Here is a 16,986-nt window from a genome sequence, read left to right as displayed (position 1 = left end):
ATCATGATGGATCGAATCGTGGCACTGATCGTCCTGGCGCTCGTCCTCGGTTTTCCCCTGGGCGTGATTTTCCTGGTCACCGGGCAATTCCTGATGGACTTCGTGTTCTTCTACCCGTTGTTCATGTCGGGCCTGTGGATGGCCGGCGGCCTGTACTTCTGGCTGCACTGGGAGCGGCACTGGCCCTGGGAGGCCGATACCCTGCCGCCGCCGTTGCCGGGCGAGCCGCTGATCTCGATCCTGATCCCCTGCTTCAACGAGGGCGACAATGTTGCCGAGACCATCGACGCGGCACTGGCCCAGCATTACCCGAACATCGAAGTGATCGCCATCAACGACGGCTCCAGCGACAACACCGGGCAGATGCTCGACGAGCTGGCGCTGCAGGACCCGCGCCTGCGGGTCATTCACCTGGCTCAGAACCAGGGCAAGGCGGTGGCCCTGAGCATGGGCGCGGTGGCGGCTCGCAGCGAGTACCTGGTGTGCATCGATGGCGACGCGCTGCTGGCGCCGCATACCGCCGCCTACCTGGTCGCACCGTTGCTGCAGAACCCGCGGCTGGGCGCGGTCACCGGCAACCCGCGGATCCGCACCCGCTCGACCCTGGTCGGGCGGGTCCAGGTCGGCGAGTTCTCCTCGATCATCGGCCTGATCAAGCGCACGCAACGGGTGTTCGGGCGGATCTTCACGGTCTCCGGGGTGGTCTGCGCCTTCCGCCGCACGGCGCTCGACCGGGTGGGCTACTGGAGCCCGGACATGATCACCGAGGACATCGACATCAGCTGGAAGCTGCAGCTCGATCACTGGAGCGTGTTCTACGAGCCTCGGGCGCTGTGCTGGATCCTCATGCCGGAAACCCTGCGCGGGCTGTGGAAGCAGCGGCTGCGCTGGGCCCGGGGCGGGGCGGAAGTGCTGTTCAAGAACGTGCGCGGTATCTGGCACTGGCGCCATCGCTACCTGTGGCCACTGCTGTTCGAGTACTGCCTGTCCACCGGCTGGGCGTTCACCTTCGTGCTGTCGATCATCTTCTACTGCCTGGGCCTGTTCATCGAACTGCCGGAGGCGATCCACGTGCAGCGCATCCTGCCCCGGCCTTTACCGGGTTGCTGCTGGCGGTGGTCTGCCTGGGGCAGTTCGCGGTCAGTGTGCTGATCGACCGCCGCTATGAACGGGACCTGTGGAAGATCATGTTCTGGGTGATCTGGTACCCCCTGGTGTTCTGGCTCATCAGCCTGTTCACCACCCTGGTCAGCTTTCCCCGGGTGCTGTTCGGCCAGGCCGGCAGGCGGGCCCGCTGGGTCAGCCCGGACCGGGGCATCAAGCCGTTCGATGGCGACAAGCAGAAGGTGTGAGCATGAAAATCATCAAGACCCGCCAGCATCCCCTGATGGTGCTCATCGATACGCTGGTCACCCTGTTGGCCTGGGCCGGCCTCCTGTATCTGCTGGTCGAGGGGCTGTGGCCGATGTTCGACGGCCACGCCGGCCCGCGCATCGACATTTCGTTCTTCAAGGCTCTCGACACCCTGCAGATCTACCTGTGGGTGGCCTTGCTGAATGCGCTGGTGCTGATCGCCTGGGCCCGTTATCAGCAGCGCAAGAGCCGTGGCTTTGCGCAACGGCGCCTGGCCCCGCCGGTGGTCGGCGACGACGGGCTGAGCCGCAGCTTCCGGTTGAGCGAGGACAAGTTCGCGCGAATGCGCGAGTCCGGCTCGATGATCGTGCACAACGACGAGGACGGCGGGGTGCGCGAGGTGATCACCCATCTGTATCGGGTCGAGCCGGGCGAGCAGCCTTCGCCCCTGGCGCCGCCGGCGCATCCGCATGTGATCCGCCTGCCGTCGGAGGGGGATGACAAATCGCAGAGCTAGGCTACTCGGTGGGGGATGTGCAGGCAGAGAGCTCGTAGGCGCATCAATCAATACCTTCATGCCCCGGAAAAATCGGATTCGACCTCGTTCACCAGAATTTGATACTGCTCCCGGGATCAGTTGGTCGCTACCTGTCCGGTCGTTTGGTCCTGGCGCAGGGTGCAGGGTGCAGGTCAAGGCACCACAGGTTACAATTTCATCCTCAAAGAGTACTGCCGCGTGAGAGAATTGTAAGAAACGCGGGTGAGATGAAACTGAATTGTCTTTGAGCGGTATTTATAGAATGTAGCCCCCATCCCATTCTTACCCGTGAGCCTGAGGTTTCAATTCGCCGATAGCTTCTGGAACCATGGTGTGGGGCAAGGCGTTTCAGGTTTGGCGATGAGTTATTGAAATCGTCATTTTTGTTTTTTTATTTTTGCTTTTTAAGTTTTTGTCGAGAAAATAGAATTAAGGGTAAGGGATGAAAAAGGCGTCATTTGTTATTGATGGATTTTATCAGCAGAATCGTATTTTCGATCTAGATGACGCTGTTGCAAATAGAGATGATTTTCTCCATGCTTTTTTTTCTCTGAAGTCAGAGCTGTTTCTGCTGGGTTACGATTTGGCAACTTCGGATATAAATAGTATCGAGGACTCTGAGTTTGTAATATATCTAGACATGCCAGCCGCTCTACCTAGTGCGGGTGCGCGTAGTAAATCTTACTTATTGATTTTTGAAAGTGAGATTATCAGGCCGGATAACTGGGATCTGGACAGGCATAAATATTTTAGTAAGGTATTTACCTGGAACGATGAATTTGTCGATGGGCTAAGGTATTTCAAGATGAATTTTTCTCATAAGTTTCCAGAGCGTATTGGTGGCTCGGGAGTAGAGAAAAATAAGCTTTGTGCGTTAATTGCCGGGAATAAAAAGGTTTCACATCCGCTTGAGTTGTATAGCGAGCGAGTGAGTGCGATCAATTGGTTCGAGAAAAATCATGTAGATGATTTCGATTTGTATGGAATCGGTTGGGATCACTATCGGTTTTCTGGAATGAAATTGTTCAGGGCGCTAAATAGAATCAAACCACTCACGAGGTGGCTTGCGCCAAGGCTGCGTTCTTATAAAGGTATGGTGGTTAGAAAAAAGGATGTCTTGGAGAAATATAAATTTGCTATCTGCTATGAAAATGGGCGGGATATACCTGGCTATATAACTGAAAAGATATTTGACTGTTTTTTTGCCGGGTGCGTTCCCGTTTATTGGGGGGCGAATAATGTGCGTGAACATATTCCTGAAGGCTGTTTTATCGATAGAACTCAGTTTTCTTCCTATGAAGAATTATATGATTTCATGGTGAATATGCCGGATGACCAATATTCTGAATATATTGGTAATATCGAGAAATTCCTGATTTCTGAGCGTGCTGAGCAGTTTCGCAGTGATAATTTTGCAAGGACTGTGTCAAGGATTGTTTCAAATGGTAGGTAGCCTGGACAGGAATTTTTTTTCTCTCGCATTGGGGCGGGTACTTCAGGTTGTAGTGATGCTTGCAAGCATCAAGATGTCAACAACATTTCTCAGTACTTCAGAGGTTGGTAATCTTTATATTATAGTGACGTTGACCGGCTTTTTTGGGCTTTTCCTAATTAATCCGGTAGGGCAATATGTCAACAGGAAAACGCATGAATGGTATGCGTCAGGCGTCGTGCTGAATAAGCTAATTGTTTATTTTATGTATGTATTGCTTGCGACCTTGCTGTCTCTTGTCCTTGTTCTTGTGCTGCCGCTTGTTGGGGTGGCACGTTCAATGAATTATATTCTTTTGGCTTTGGCTGTGCCGTTGTTTGTTTTTTTCAACACATGGAATCAGACAGTCATACCAATGATTAACTTGTTGGGTAGGCATGTGGTTTTCTCTGTGCTTACTGTTTTTTCATCTTTTTTTGCGCTGATTTTTTCCTCAATTCTGGTCCTCCTAGGGCATGTAAGTGCGGTTTTCTGGATTTTTGGCCAGACTTTAGGTATTGGTCTGCTTGCTATTGTTGGCATGGTTTATTTTTTTAAGAAAATAGAGCGCAGATTTGATTTAAAGGCGGTCGTGGAAGATTTCAGGTTAAAAAACATAAAAACGATTTCGCTATTTTCTCTTCCGCTTGCCTTGAGCGTTCTTTTTTTGTGGATGCAGGGACAGTCCTATCGACTTTTGATTGAGAATTACATAAGTCTTGAGTTTCTTGGTTTCTTTGGTGTCGGGATGTCTATAGCGACATCGATATCGAGTTCTTTTGAAAGCATTGTTATGCAATGGCTGTACCCGGCACTGTATAGAAATATGAGCGATGAGAAGAATTTTGGAACTGTCTTGTCAAAAATGGCCAGTGTTTTGTTGCCGGTATATTTCTTTCTTGCGGTATTTGTTTCTTTTTTAGCTGTCTATCTGGTAGAGATACTTGTTGGGTCCGAGTACTCGCGCTCATCGATGTTTGTAGTTTTTGGTATATGGGTCGAGTTCTTTAGGATGTCTGCAAATCTGCTATCGATGGCGGCACATTCGAAAATGGATACTCGCTCGTTATTCTTCCCCTATGCTGTAGGGGGGGTAGGCGTTTTTATCGGTGTCTTTTTCGCAGCTCAGTCAGAGTTCTATCGAATTGCTGTTCCTTTGGTGTTGCTGATGGTCGGGGGGCTTTCCTTCATGGTGATGGTCTTTCGGATGAATCAGCTTGTGCGGATTTATTTAAAACCGCAAGGACTATTATTTCTCGGTGTCTGTAGTGTACTTTTCCCCAGTGCCATGTTTTTTTCTGAGGCTGCAAGTAATAAGATTTTATCAATAGCGGTTCTGTTGGGTTATGGTATTTTGTTTCTGGTTGGATTGCTGAAATTTTTCCTCGTGAAGGGGAATCGTGAAGCTCTTATGCTCGGTCGGCAAGATTGACTCTCATGATTCAGCGAAATTGAAAATTTATGCGGTGCTTCCATTTGCACTGACATGGCGTATGAGGATGGTGTTGTGAGGGCTGAAACAGGTCGGAAAATCCGGGTCTTGACCTTCGTTGGATATTACCTTCCTGGCTATAAGGCCGGGGGCCCACTGCGTACGCTTCTGAATATGGCCGACAGTCTTCATGAGTCGGTTGAGTTTTGGATCGTGACGCGTGACCGTGATCAGGATGAGCCAGAAAGCTATCCGTCTATCCTTGCCAATGCATGGCAGAGGGTTGGTAATGCTCAGGTCTATTATACGACACCCGAGAAGTGTACTATCAAGGATATGGCCAAGGTCGTCTCGTCTACGCCACATGATCTCGTATACTTGAACAGTTTCTTTGATCCGATCTTCACCCTGAAACCACTGCTCGGGCGTTTGCTGCTTCGGTCGACGGATAAGCCCGTAGTGTTGGCGCCCAGGGGGGAGTTCTCCAAAGGCGCATTGGATATAAAAAAGCTTAAAAAGAAAGTTTATAAATTTATTTTTTCGCGTCTGTATCGTGGTCTTAAGTTTCAAGCTTCAAGTGAGTATGAGCGAGAAGATTTTTTAAATAAATTATCTTGGCTCAAGCGGGGTGATGTCTCGATAGCAATAGACCTACCAAGCCCGATTGGTGGAAAACCCACACGCGCCTCGGTCGTGGCTGACGGAAGGGAATCAGAGGCAGGATCTCTGAGGGTGGTCTTTCTTTCCCGTATTGCGCGTATAAAAAACCTGAGTTATGCACTGACTGCACTGATGAATGTGAAGGCAGATATAGTGTTTGACGTATATGGTCCCAGGGAAGATCCTGAGTATTGGGCCGAGTGTGAAGCCATCATTGCTCGATTACCCTCGAATATAAAATTTTCCTACTGTGGCAATGTCCTTCCTGGTGACGTAAAGAGTACCTTTGCCGCGTATGATCTATTTATTCTTCCGACTCAGGGTGAAAACTATGGTCATGTTATCGCCGAGTCCATCAGTGTAGGTACTCCTGTGCTGATCAGTGACCAGACCCCCTGGCGAAACCTGGAAGAAGAAAGTTTAGGGTGGGATCTCCCGTTGGAAAAACCTCAGGCCTTTTCCGATAAGATTGACCAGCTCGCTCTGATGGGAAGTGATGAGCGGAATCATTTCTGCGGGTTGGTCTATGAGAAGGCAGTAGAGAAACTCACCGATCAGGTGGCAATCGATGCCAACAAGGAGCTGTTTTTTTCTGTGTTGAAAAGTAAAGAGCTTTGAAGATGCGGATACTAATGCTAAGTCAGTACTTCTATCCGGAAAGTTTTATTATTAATGACATAGTTTCAAAGTTGGTGGAGCAGGGGCACAGGGTAACAGTTGCTACCGGGAAGCCCAACTACCCTGACGGAAAAATTGTGGACGGTTATACCGCCAGGGGAGTACAGCGCGAGAAGTATCGCGATGTCGTTGAGGTTGTGCGTGTGCCCCTGTGGCCGCGTGGTCAGGGAGGGACCAAAAACCTTATTTTCAATTACCTGTCATTTCTTCTTGCTGGCCTTTTGTATTTCCCCTGGCTGCTACGCAAGCAAAAGTTTGACGCTATCCTGGTGTTTGCGCCCTCACCCATCACTCAGGCCATCCCGGCCATCATGCTCAAGTGGCTCAAGGGTGCCAAGCTGGCCTTGTGGGTGCAGGATCTGTGGCCAGAAAGCCTTGCTGCAACAGGGTTCGTCAAGAATCGATACGCGCTCGGTGCCGTGGGCTGGATGGTCAAGGCCATCTATCGCTGCTGTGATGTGCTGCTGGTGCAGTCCCGTGCGTTTTTCGAGCCGGTAGCGCGCTACGCCGACAGGCGCAAGATTGTCTATCACCCCAACTCCTACAACGCGAATATCGAAAGCAATACTCCGGTTGAGCAAGGCTTGCTCGATTTGCTGGATAATCACTTCTGCGTGGTATTCGCGGGCAATCTGGGGACGGCCCAGAGCCTGGATACCCTGGTTCAGGCCGCTATCGAACTACGTGACGACCCGTCCATTCGTCTGGTGCTCATCGGGAGTGGGAGCCGGCTTCAGTGGCTTGAATCGCAACGCTCATCCCATGGGTTGGACAATCTGGTATTACCGGGACGTTACCCCATGAGCTCGATGCCGCAGATTTTCGAGCGGGCGTCGGCGCTGCTGGTTTCGCTTACCGATGAGGCTATTTTTGCCCAAACCGTTCCTAGTAAAATCCAGGCTTACCTGGCTGCCGGGCGTCCCGTCATCGCCAGTGTCAGTGGCGAGGGGGCGCGTGTGATCCTGGAGGCGGGGGCTGGGTTGGCTTCCGATGCCGAGCAGGTGGCGCCACTGGTCGCCAATATTCGACGCATGAAGACTCTACAGGCATCCGAGCGTGAAGCCATGGGCCGCTCGGGGCGTACTTATTTCGACGAGCATTTCGATATGAACCGCCAGGTTGAAGTCCTGGTGCAGTTGCTCGGCCATGAATCAAAAGACAGGTCAATCTGAGATGAAAGTGCTGGTACTTGGCGTTACAGGCATGCTGGGGCATGCCGTGTTTCGTGTGTTCGGTGGTGATGCCCAGCATGAGGTCTGGGGAACGATGCGCAATGCGTCCGCGCTTCGGCACTTTCCCGAAAACGACCATGCCCGGCTGCTCACGGGAGTCGACGTACTGGATCAGGATGCGCTGCTCGCTGCGTTATCGAAGGTTCGTCCGGATGTCATCATCAACTGTGTCGGCTTGATCAAGCAGTTGGCGGATGCGCAGGATCCTTTGACCGCGCTGCCCATCAACGCGATGTTGCCGCACCGCCTTGCGCGCTTTTGCGAGCTGATGGGCGCCCGGCTGATTCATGTCAGCACCGACTGTGTGTTCTCCGGGCGAAAAGGCGCTTACCTTGAAGCAGATGTGTCTGATGCCGAGGACCTGTACGGCAAGTCCAAATACATTGGCGAACTTCATGAGCTGCCCCATGCGATTACCTTGCGCACATCGATCATCGGTCATGAGCTGGGCTCCAACTATGCATTGATCGACTGGTTCCTTTCTCAGGAAGGAAGCGTCAAGGGTTTCTCCCGAGCGATCTTCTCCGGGTTGCCCACCGTGGAGCTGGCACGTGTAATGAAGGACTACGTCCTGCCTCGTCCTGAACTGTACGGGCTGTATCATGTGGCGGCCGAGCCGGTCAACAAGCTGGAATTGTTGCGTATGGTCGCCAGCGAGTACGGCAGGAACATCGAGATCCAGCCGGATGATGTACTGGTGATCGACCGTTCCCTTGATGATCGGCGTTTCCGTGAGGCGACGGGTTATAGTGCAGATTCCTGGCCTGTGTTGATCAAGCGCATGCATGCCAGCCGCCCGGGCGGTTGAACGCCAAGGGATTTGGTCGATATTTTCCTGACCCTTCGGGGTTGTATACGATTTGGAAGGTTCTATGTTCAACGACAAGGTATTGATGATCACCGGTGGCACCGGCTCATTTGGTCATACGGTGTTGCGGCGGTTTCTCGATACCGATGTGCGTGAAATTCGTATTTTCTCCCGTGACGAGAAGAAGCAGGAAGATATGCGCATCGCCTTGGCCAATGACAAGGTCAAGTTCTACATCGGTGACGTACGCGACTACGATAGCCTGAAGCAGGCCATGGTGGGTGTGGATTATGTTTTCCATGCCGCCGCGCTCAAACAGGTACCTTCCTGTGAGTTCTACCCCATGGAGGCAGTACGGACCAACGTACAGGGAACCGAAAACGTCATGAATGCCGCCGTCGACCGCGGGGTCAAGCGGGTGGTGGTGCTCAGCACCGACAAGGCGGTGTACCCGATCAACGCCATGGGTATTTCCAAGGCGATGGCGGAAAAGCTGATGGTCGCCAAGTCCCGCATGATTCCCGAAGGCGGGACCGTCATCTGCGCCACTCGTTACGGCAACGTAATGGCCTCTCGCGGCTCCGTGATTCCACTCTTTGTCGACCAACTCCGGACCAACGAGCCGCTGACGGTCACCGACCCGAGCATGACCCGCTTCCTGATGTCGCTTGAAGACTCCGTCGACCTCGTGCTGCATGCCTTTGAACATGGTCAGCAGGGCGATCTTTTTGTCCAGAAAGCCCCGGCCTCTACCGTAGGCGAGCTGGCTCAGGCGCTCAAGGAGTTGTTCGGCCGGGACAACCCTGTCCGGGTGATCGGCACCCGTCATGGCGAAAAACTCTATGAGTCGCTGGTATCGCGTGAAGAGATGGCCAAGGCCGAGGACATGGGGCGCTACTATCGTATTCCTGCCGACAACCGTGACCTGAACTACAAGAAGTATTTCGTCGAAGGTGAAGAGAAAATCTCCAGCTTTGACGACTACACCTCGCACAATACCGAACGTTTGGATGTTCCGGGTATCAAGCAGCTATTGCTCAAGCTCGATTACATCAAGGAGCAACTCGATGCTTAAGGTCATGACCCTGGTAGGGACCCGTCCCGAACTGATCAAGATGAGCAGGGTGATTGCCGAGCTGGACAAACAGGTCAATCACGTCCTGGTGCATTCGGGGCAGAACTACGACTATGAGCTGAACCAGGTGTTTTTTGATGACCTGGAAATCCGCAAGCCCGACCATTTCCTTGGTGCTGCCGGCGAGACACCTGCGCAGACCATTGCCGAAGTGATTGCCAAGGCTGACGAGGTATTCGAGCAGGAGCAGCCGGATGCGCTGCTGTTGTATGGCGACACCAATACCTGTCTGGCGGTCATTGCAGCCAAGCGGCGCAAGATTCCGGTGTTTCACATGGAAGCAGGCAACCGCTGCTTCGATCAGCGTGTGCCCGAGGAACTCAATCGCAAGGTGCTGGACCACCTGTCGGACGTCAACATGGTGTTGACCGAGCACGCCCGGCGTTACCTGATCGCCGAAGGTATTCGCCCGGAAACCATCATCAAGACCGGTTCGCACATGCAGGAAGTGCTGGACTACTACATGCCCAAGATTCGCCAGTCCGACGTGCTCGAGCGTAGTGGCCTGGAGTCCGGCAAGTTCTTTATCGTCAGCGCCCATCGTGAGGAGAACGTCGACTCTCCTGACAACCTGCGTGATCTGCTGGCCAGCTTGCGGGCCTTGGCGGACGAATACGGCTATCCACTGATCGTCTCGACCCATCCGCGAACGCGCAAGCGCCTGGAAGCCCTGGGGGAATCCCTGGACCATCCGCTGATTCGCTTCGTCAAGCCTTTTGGCCTGCTGGACTACATCAAGCTGCAGATGGAAGCGTTCTGCGTGCTCTCCGACAGCGGGACCATCACCGAAGAGGCTTCGTTGCTCAACCTGCCGGCGGTGACATTGCGTAATGCTCATGAGCGTCCGGAGGGCATGGATGAAGGCACTCTGATCATGAGTGGGCTGGACAAGGAATCAATGCTGGCTGCGGTGAAGGTCATCACCAGTCAGCATGATCGTCAGCAGCGGATGATTCCGTTGGTCCCCGATTATAGGGGTGGCCCGGTGTCGATGCAGGTGGTTCGCGTGGTGCTGAGTTACACCGGCTATATCAATCGCACCGTATGGCGTAAGTCCTGACATGAACCTGTTGCTGACTGGTGCCAGCGGTTTTGTCGGGCAGGCCTTGCTGGCCCGTTTACTGGCTGATGGCAAGCATCGGCCAAGGGGAGCCTACCGACGTTTGCCTGAAGCGATCGCCCCCGATGCAGAAGCCTGCGTGGTGGGTGATCTAGGGCCGGAGGTCGATTGGCGCGAAGCACTGTTTGACATCGATACGGTCGTGCATTGTGCTGCCCGCGTGCATGTCATGCAGGACCGGGCTGCCGATCCGTTGGCGGAGTTTCGACGCGCCAACGTTGACGGCACCCTGCATCTCGCCCGCCAGGCGGCTGAGGCTGGAGTAAGGCGCTTTGTCTTCCTCAGCTCCATCAAGGTCAACGGCGAGGGTACCGAACCCGGGAAGCCCTATATGGCAGACGATCTGCCGGCTCCATCTGATCCCTATGGTGTGTCCAAGTTGGAAGCCGAGCAGGGACTGTGGTCGATAGCAACTCAAACCGGGATGGAGGTCGTGGTCATTCGCCCTGTACTGGTTTATGGGCCGGGCGTGAAGGCCAATTTTCGTAACATGATGAAATGGTTGAGCAAGGGCGTTCCGCTGCCGCTCGGTGCCATCCATAACCGGCGCAGCCTGGTGGCGTTGGGCTCATTGGTCGATCTGATCGTGACTTGCCTGGAGCATCCCGATGCTGCTGGGCAGGTGTTTCTGGCCAGTGATGGAGAGGATCTGTCGACCACCCAACTACTCCGACGAATGGCCAGGGCCCTGGGTAAATCGCCGCTCCTGCTGCCTGTCCCGCAACGCTGGTTGAGCGGCATGGCACACATGCTGGGGCGTGACGCCTTGGCGCAGCGTTTGTGTGGGTCGCTACAGGTGGATATTCAAAAGACCCGGCAGATACTTGGATGGGTTCCGCCGTTGACGGTTGATGAGGCGCTGGGCTTGGCTGCCGACCATTTTTTGGCAAACACGGTGTGATTTGCGGCCTTCAAAGGACCGGATAAAAGGACATTCTGTTAAAATGATTCCTTTGTCTTGCGACAACTGACCCGGGGTGTGCCCCCTGGCGAATTATCAAGGTTTTCAAGCAGACCACCCATGACTTTCAACTCAATTACGCCCGTTGTTTTATGCGGTGGCTCAGGATCTCGGCTATGGCCCCTGTCGCGCAAGAGCTTTCCCAAGCAGTTTGTCCCACTGATTGATGGCAAAAGCCTCCTGCAGTTGACGCTCGATCGAGTGGCGGGACTTGCGGACCATGTGATGTTGGTGACTGCCGAGGAGCATCGTTTCCTCGTATCCGAGTCACTGCAGTCCGGCAGTGCCAGCGGTTCCATTCTGCTGGAGCCATGCGCTCGCAACACCGCCCCCGCCATGGCCCTGGCGGCGCTTCAGTGTGAGCGTGAGGGACGTAACCTGTTGCTGTTCTGCCCTGCTGATCACCATATTCCCGACGCCCGCTATTTTGCGCAAACGGTATCCAGTGGTATCGGCGAGGCTGAGGCCGGCGCCATCGTCACATTTGGAATAGTGCCGAGTTTTCCCTCGACCGCCTATGGCTATATCGAGCAGGGAGCCAGCAGGTCCGGTCCTGCCAGGAGTGTCGGGAAGTTCATCGAAAAACCGGATTTGAGCATCGCACAGCATCTGCTGCTTACCGGTAATGTGCTGTGGAACGCCGGTATCTTTCTTTGCAAGACCAGCACGCTGCTTCGTGCGCTCGAGGATCACGCACCGGATATTCTGGCGCAATGCCGAGCCAGCCTGGAGGCGGCTGCAAGTGAAACCCTCTCCAGTTCCACGACGTTCATTCGTCCGCAAGTCGATGCATTTTCCGCGTGTCGGGAACAGAGTATCGATTATGCGGTGATGGAGCATCATGACAATGTCGCTGTCATTCCATTCAACAGCCAGTGGAGTGACGTTGGCAGCTGGAACTCCCTGGCGGAACTGACAGAAGCCGATGAGGCCGGCAACCGGGTGCATGGAAAGGGAACCGTCCACAATTCGAGCAACACCTTTGTGCATGCGCCCTATCGCCCGGTTGTGGCCTTGGGGACCGATAACCTCTTGATCATCGACACGCCCGATGCGGTGCTGATTACGCACAGGAACAACGTGGAGCAGGTCAAGGACGTTGTTGCCAAGCTGGAGAAGGAAAAATGCAGTGAGGCGGTTTCCCATCGCAAGGTTCTGCGACCTTGGGGATGGTACGACGGCATCGACCGGGGAGAGCGTTTCCAGGTCAAGCGTATTGGTGTGAAGCCGGGAGCATCGTTATCGCTGCAAAAGCACCATCATCGCGCAGAGCACTGGATCGTGGTCAAGGGCACCGCTGAAGTCAGTCGAGGGAATGAGACATTCCTCCTGAGCGAAAACCAATCTACTTACATCCCGATCGGGGAGATGCATCGTCTGAAAAATCCCGGCATGGTTGAGCTTGAGATTATCGAAGTTCAGTCAGGCAGTTACTTGGGGGAAGATGATATCGTCCGATTTGAAGACAACTATGGAAGAGCAAATGACTAAGAAAGCACTCATAACCGGCGTCACCGGTCAGGACGGAGCCTATCTGGCCGAGCTACTGTTGAGCAAAGGTTACGAAGTTCACGGTATCAAACGCCGTAGTTCGCTCTTCAATACCGCTCGAATCGATCACCTGTTCCACGACGTGCATGAAAAGGGCCTGCCGTTTTTCCTGCATCATGGCGACATGACCGACTCCTCCAGCCTGACCCGGATCATCCAGAAGGTGCAGCCTGACGAGATCTACAATCTGGCGGCACAGAGCCATGTTGCCGTCTCGTTTGAGGAGCCGGAATACACGGCCAACTCCGATGCCCTGGGCGCATTGCGTATCCTGGAGGCCATCAGGATTCTGGGACTGGAGAAGAAGACCCGTTTCTATCAGGCTTCTACCTCTGAGCTGTACGGTCTGGTCCAGGAAATCCCGCAAAAGGAAACGACGCCTTTCTATCCGCGCAGCCCTTACGCGGTTGCCAAGCTGTATGCCTACTGGATCACGGTCAACTACCGTGAAGCCTATGGTATCTACGCTTGCAACGGGATCCTGTTCAACCACGAAAGCCCGATTCGTGGCGAAACGTTCGTGACCCGGAAAATCACCCGCGCCCTGGCTCGCATCAAGCTGGGGCTGCAGGACTGCCTCTACCTCGGCAACATGGACTCGCTGCGTGACTGGGGGCATGCCAAGGACTACGTCGAGATGCAATGGCTGATGCTCCAGCAGGAGAATCCTGAAGACTTCGTGATCGCGACTGGCGTGCAGTACAGCGTTCGTGATTTTGTGAATGCTGCTGCCCAGGAACTGGGTATCAACATCACCTGGAAAGGCAAAGGCGAAGAAGAGAAAGGCTATAACGACGAGGGCAAGTGCATTGTTGCCGTCGATCCTCGGTACTTCCGCCCTACAGAAGTCGAAACGCTGCTGGGTGATGCTTCGAAAGCGAAGAACAAGCTGGGCTGGACTCCGAAAATCAGCTTCAACGAGCTTGTCAGCGAGATGGTGCGCGAAGATCTGAAGAGTGCTGAGCGTGATGAGCTGATCAAGAAGCACGGTTACACCACGTTCAGTTATAACGAATAAGACATGGCCTGCTACCCATGAGCAAAATGCGAATATTGTTGACTGGCGGCGGCGGGATGGTAGGGCGCAATGTGCTCGACCACCCCCGGGCTCCTGCCTTTGAGGTGCTGGCACCGCGTAGTGCCGAGCTGGATCTTCGAGATTTCCAGGCCGTACAGGCGTACCTCGAGAAGCACAAGCCAGACATGGTTATCCACGCTGCTGGCAAGGTAGGTGGGATCCAGGCGAACATCAGGGAGCCGGTTTCCTTCCTTCTGGATAACCTGGATATGGGACGGAACATCGTTTGGGCAGCCCGTAAGGCGGGTATCAAGCGATTGATCAATCTCGGCAGTTCCTGCATGTATCCGCGCAACCATTCGGAGCCGCTGGCCGAGGAAATGGTGCTCAAGGGTGAGCTGGAGCCTACCAACGAAGGATATGCGCTTGCCAAGGTGGCCACCGCACGCTTGTGCGAGTACATCATGAAGGAAGACGCGACCTTTCAATACAAGACCTTGATTCCTTGTAACATCTACGGTCGCTTCGACAAGTTCGATCCGCAGCACTCACACCTTCTGCCGGCGATTATCCACAAGATCCACACTGCAAAATCCAGTGGGGACAAGTCGGTAGAAATTTGGGGGGATGGTAACGCGCGGCGTGAGTTCATGTATGGCGGTGACCTGGCTGATGCCATTGTTCATGCCATCGAGCACTTCGAATCGTTGCCGGCCTACATGAACGTCGGCCTGGGGCATGATTACTCCATCAATGAGTACTATCAGGCTGTAGCGGCAGTCATGGACTATCACGGCCAATTTGAACACGACCTCAGCAAACCTGTCGGGATGGCTCGCAAGCTGGTGAGTATCGAACGTCAGGAGCAGTGGGGATGGCGACCATCCCATAGCTTGCAAGAAGGCGTTGAAAAGACGTATCGCTATTATCTGGAGCACGTTCAATGAGCATCAAGTTTCCGCTGGCCACTTCTTCTTGGGAAAAGGAAGAGCTTGAAGCAATGCAACGTGTCATTGCCTCGGGCATGTTCACCATGGGCGAGCATGTTAAAGCCTTTGAGCGTGATTTTGCCCAGTATGTGGGGAGCAAGCATTGTGTCATGGTGAACTCCGGGTCTTCAGCCAACCTGCTGATGGTCGCTGCGCTGTTCTATACCAAGAACGCTTCTCTCAAGCTCAAGCGCGGTGATGAGGTCATCGTGCCGGCTGTATCCTGGAGCACTACCTACTATCCGCTGTATCAATACGGCTTGAAGATCAAGTTCGTTGATATCGATCTGGAAACGCTGAACTACGACCTGGATGCGTTGGAGTCGGCGGTTACTGACAAAACCCGGGCCATCATGGCAGTGAACTTGTTGGGTAACCCGAATGACTTTGGGCGTATCCAGCAGATCATTGGCGAGCGCAGCATTGTCCTGATCGAGGACAACTGCGAGTCCATGGGCGCGACCTACGAGGGCAAACAGGCTGGCACGTTTGGTGTGATGGGCAGCTTCAGCTCCTTCTTCAGTCACCATATCTCCACCATGGAAGGAGGGCTTATCGTCACTGACGATGAAGAGCTCTACCAGATTCTCCTCTCGTTGCGTGCACACGGCTGGACCCGTAATCTGCCTAAGGAAAACCTGGTCTGCAGTGAGAAAAGCGATGATCCTTTTGAAGAGTCGTTCCGCTTCGTTCTGCCGGGATATAACGTTCGCCCGCTAGAGTTGGAAGGGGCGCTGGGTATTGAACAGGTCAAACGCTTACCAAGTATTGTCGAAGAGCGCCGTAAGAATGGCGCGCTTTTTCAACGCTCTCTGCAGAATAATCCGGATATCATTATCCAGCGAGAGGTTGGTGCATCGAGTTGGTTTGGTTTTAGCCTGGTTATTCGTCCTGGGAGCAAACTGACCCGCAAGGTACTTGTTTCAAAACTGACAGAGCTTGGCTTCGAATGTCGCCCTATCGTTGCCGGGAATTTTGCCAAGAATGAAGTGGTTAAGTATTTTGACTCGGAAGTTCACGGGGTTCTGAAGAACGCTGAGCATATCGATCAGTTCGGGCTTTTTGTCGGTAACCATCACTACGCCACCCCAGAAGCTTTTGAGATCCTGGCAAAAAATCTATAACGAGGAAGAAATGAGTTTTCTCAAAAAAATAGTTGCAAGGCTCATTCTTCTTTATAAGTTACATGTCAAGAAGGATGGTTTTCTCCTAGAAGCAAAAAGATGGTTCAGGGACGAGGGGGATAAAACTCTCAGGCTGAATTATCCGCTTGATGAAAATAGCGTGGTTTTCGATCTGGGTGGGTACCAGGGAGATTTTGCGGCCGAAATTTATGAAAAATATGGTTGCAGCGTTTATATTTTTGAGCCTGTCAAGGCATTTTACGATAAGTGTGTCGTGCGTTTTGCCGATACGCCAAAAGTGAAATGCTTTCATTATGGGCTTTCTTCGTCCGATGGTTGGCTTGATATTTCCCTTGCGGAAAATGCATCAAGCTTTTCCTCGCCATTGGCCAAAGGTAATACAGAGCGTGTTGAAGTTCGTTCTATCGCTCCGTGCATCAAGGCGTTGGAAGTAGACAAAATCGATCTCATCAAAATAAATATCGAAGGAGGCGAGTACGATGTGTTACCAGCGCTCATTGCCTCTGGTGACATTGGTCGAATTGAGAACGTTCAAGTTCAATTCCATAATTTTGTTGCGGGCGCCGAGAGCAAGAGAGATGCCCTGCGCAAGGATTTGGAAAAAACCCATGACGAAACATGGTGTTATGAGTTTGTCTGGGAGAGCTGGAAGAAAAAGAATAATTCTTTTTCCTGATTTTATGTCTTCGCGAAGTGGTGAAAGTGTATCGAGCATCGAGAGTGCTGGCGATGTAATTTTGGCTTCTGGAGACTACCGTCAAGGCGGTAGTCATTAACTCAGAGTTTAAGCCTGATTTGTTGCTGGCCAATCAAGGCTGACTTGTTCAGGCTTGTATTATGCTACGCTCACCCCAATTCGGCCTTGAAAATTTCACCGACGGTTTCAAGGATGCTC

At 53.2% G+C, this 16,986-nt stretch carries 14 protein-coding genes and 1 pseudogene; all 15 read left to right on the top strand.

Annotated elements, in window-relative coordinates; genetic code table 11:
• Positions 1-3 precede the first annotated feature (3 nt).
• The 15 genes and pseudogenes from pgaC to ACM62G_RS10920 all read left to right on the top strand — a co-directional run bounded on the left by pgaC (position 4) and on the right by ACM62G_RS10920 (position 16,767).
• Positions 4-1,352: pseudogene (pgaC, locus tag ACM62G_RS10990) on the top strand (poly-beta-1,6-N-acetyl-D-glucosamine synthase).
• A gap of 2 nt (positions 1,353-1,354) precedes the next feature.
• On the top strand, positions 1,355-1,870 hold the full coding sequence (gene pgaD / locus ACM62G_RS10985; protein WP_419737156.1) for a poly-beta-1,6-N-acetyl-D-glucosamine biosynthesis protein PgaD: 516 nt from the start codon (positions 1,355-1,357) through the stop codon (positions 1,868-1,870).
• Positions 1,871-2,333: 463 nt separating this feature from the next.
• Positions 2,334-3,344, top strand: coding sequence for a glycosyltransferase family 10 domain-containing protein (locus ACM62G_RS10980; RefSeq protein WP_419737155.1), 1,011 nt, complete (start codon positions 2,334-2,336; stop codon positions 3,342-3,344).
• Positions 3,334-4,794 carry an oligosaccharide flippase family protein gene (locus tag ACM62G_RS10975; RefSeq protein WP_419737154.1) on the top strand — a complete coding sequence of 487 codons (1,461 nt, stop codon included), beginning with the start codon at positions 3,334-3,336 and terminating at the stop codon, positions 4,792-4,794. Before ACM62G_RS10980 ends, ACM62G_RS10975 begins: the two co-directional genes overlap by 11 nt.
• A 174-nt stretch (positions 4,795-4,968) precedes the next feature.
• Positions 4,969-6,072 (top strand): glycosyltransferase family 4 protein, encoded by a 1,104-nt coding sequence (locus tag ACM62G_RS10970; RefSeq protein WP_419737153.1) that lies wholly within the window; start codon positions 4,969-4,971, stop codon positions 6,070-6,072.
• A gap of 2 nt (positions 6,073-6,074) precedes the next feature.
• Positions 6,075-7,304 (top strand): glycosyltransferase family 4 protein, encoded by a 1,230-nt coding sequence (locus tag ACM62G_RS10965; RefSeq protein ID WP_419737152.1) that lies wholly within the window; start codon positions 6,075-6,077, stop codon positions 7,302-7,304.
• A 1-nt stretch (position 7,305) separates the two neighbouring features.
• Complete coding sequence (locus ACM62G_RS10960) at positions 7,306-8,172, top strand: dTDP-4-dehydrorhamnose reductase family protein (protein WP_419737151.1); 867 nt, start codon at positions 7,306-7,308, stop codon at positions 8,170-8,172.
• A 64-nt stretch (positions 8,173-8,236) separates the two neighbouring features.
• Positions 8,237-9,247: a polysaccharide biosynthesis protein gene (locus ACM62G_RS10955; RefSeq protein ID WP_419737150.1), complete on the top strand. Its 1,011-nt coding sequence runs from the start codon at positions 8,237-8,239 to the stop codon at positions 9,245-9,247.
• Positions 9,240-10,367 carry a non-hydrolyzing UDP-N-acetylglucosamine 2-epimerase gene (gene wecB, locus ACM62G_RS10950; protein ID WP_419737149.1) on the top strand — a complete coding sequence of 376 codons (1,128 nt, stop codon included), beginning with the start codon at positions 9,240-9,242 and terminating at the stop codon, positions 10,365-10,367. The genes ACM62G_RS10955 and wecB overlap by 8 nt, the downstream gene beginning before the upstream one ends.
• 1 nt (position 10,368) lies before the next feature.
• Positions 10,369-11,328 (top strand): UDP-glucose 4-epimerase family protein, encoded by a 960-nt coding sequence (locus ACM62G_RS10945; protein ID WP_419737148.1) that lies wholly within the window; start codon positions 10,369-10,371, stop codon positions 11,326-11,328.
• Positions 11,329-11,448: 120 nt separating this feature from the next.
• Entirely contained in the window at positions 11,449-12,879 is a 1,431-nt protein-coding gene (locus ACM62G_RS10940) for a mannose-1-phosphate guanylyltransferase/mannose-6-phosphate isomerase (RefSeq protein ID WP_419737147.1), read from the top strand.
• Positions 12,872-13,957: a GDP-mannose 4,6-dehydratase gene (gene gmd / locus ACM62G_RS10935; RefSeq protein ID WP_419737146.1), complete on the top strand. Its 1,086-nt coding sequence runs from the start codon at positions 12,872-12,874 to the stop codon at positions 13,955-13,957. Before ACM62G_RS10940 ends, gmd begins: the two co-directional genes overlap by 8 nt.
• A 17-nt stretch (positions 13,958-13,974) precedes the next feature.
• Entirely contained in the window at positions 13,975-14,904 is a 930-nt protein-coding gene (locus tag ACM62G_RS10930; protein ID WP_419737145.1) for a GDP-L-fucose synthase family protein, read from the top strand.
• A complete protein-coding gene (locus ACM62G_RS10925; RefSeq protein WP_419737144.1) occupies positions 14,901-16,070 on the top strand; it encodes a DegT/DnrJ/EryC1/StrS family aminotransferase in 1,170 nt (389 codons plus the stop codon). The genes ACM62G_RS10930 and ACM62G_RS10925 overlap by 4 nt, the downstream gene beginning before the upstream one ends.
• A gap of 10 nt (positions 16,071-16,080) precedes the next feature.
• Positions 16,081-16,767, top strand: a complete 687-nt coding sequence (locus ACM62G_RS10920) for an FkbM family methyltransferase (RefSeq protein ID WP_419737143.1) — start codon at positions 16,081-16,083, stop codon at positions 16,765-16,767.
• Positions 16,768-16,986 lie beyond the last annotated feature (219 nt).

The organism is Pseudomonas sp. COR18, assembly GCF_048568395.1.
Lineage (GTDB): Bacteria > Pseudomonadota > Gammaproteobacteria > Pseudomonadales > Pseudomonadaceae > Aquipseudomonas > Aquipseudomonas fuscovaginae_B.
This window is presented reverse-complemented; position numbering and strand designations above follow the sequence as displayed.

Coding starts and splice junctions, on each gene's coding strand:
- ACM62G_RS10930 (WP_419737145.1), top strand. CDS start 13,975: ATGAGCAAAATGCGAATATTGTTGACTGGCGGCGGCGGGATGGTAGGG.
- ACM62G_RS10925 (WP_419737144.1), top strand. CDS start 14,901: ATGAGCATCAAGTTTCCGCTGGCCACTTCTTCTTGGGAAAAGGAAGAG.
- ACM62G_RS10965 (WP_419737152.1), top strand. CDS start 6,075: ATGCGGATACTAATGCTAAGTCAGTACTTCTATCCGGAAAGTTTTATT.
- pgaD (WP_419737156.1), top strand. CDS start 1,355: ATGAAAATCATCAAGACCCGCCAGCATCCCCTGATGGTGCTCATCGAT.
- ACM62G_RS10940 (WP_419737147.1), top strand. CDS start 11,449: ATGACTTTCAACTCAATTACGCCCGTTGTTTTATGCGGTGGCTCAGGA.
- ACM62G_RS10945 (WP_419737148.1), top strand. CDS start 10,369: ATGAACCTGTTGCTGACTGGTGCCAGCGGTTTTGTCGGGCAGGCCTTG.
- ACM62G_RS10975 (WP_419737154.1), top strand. CDS start 3,334: ATGGTAGGTAGCCTGGACAGGAATTTTTTTTCTCTCGCATTGGGGCGG.
- ACM62G_RS10980 (WP_419737155.1), top strand. CDS start 2,334: ATGAAAAAGGCGTCATTTGTTATTGATGGATTTTATCAGCAGAATCGT.
- ACM62G_RS10955 (WP_419737150.1), top strand. CDS start 8,237: ATGTTCAACGACAAGGTATTGATGATCACCGGTGGCACCGGCTCATTT.
- ACM62G_RS10960 (WP_419737151.1), top strand. CDS start 7,306: ATGAAAGTGCTGGTACTTGGCGTTACAGGCATGCTGGGGCATGCCGTG.
- ACM62G_RS10920 (WP_419737143.1), top strand. CDS start 16,081: ATGAGTTTTCTCAAAAAAATAGTTGCAAGGCTCATTCTTCTTTATAAG.
- wecB (WP_419737149.1), top strand. CDS start 9,240: ATGCTTAAGGTCATGACCCTGGTAGGGACCCGTCCCGAACTGATCAAG.
- gmd (WP_419737146.1), top strand. CDS start 12,872: ATGACTAAGAAAGCACTCATAACCGGCGTCACCGGTCAGGACGGAGCC.
- ACM62G_RS10970 (WP_419737153.1), top strand. CDS start 4,969: ATGGCCGACAGTCTTCATGAGTCGGTTGAGTTTTGGATCGTGACGCGT.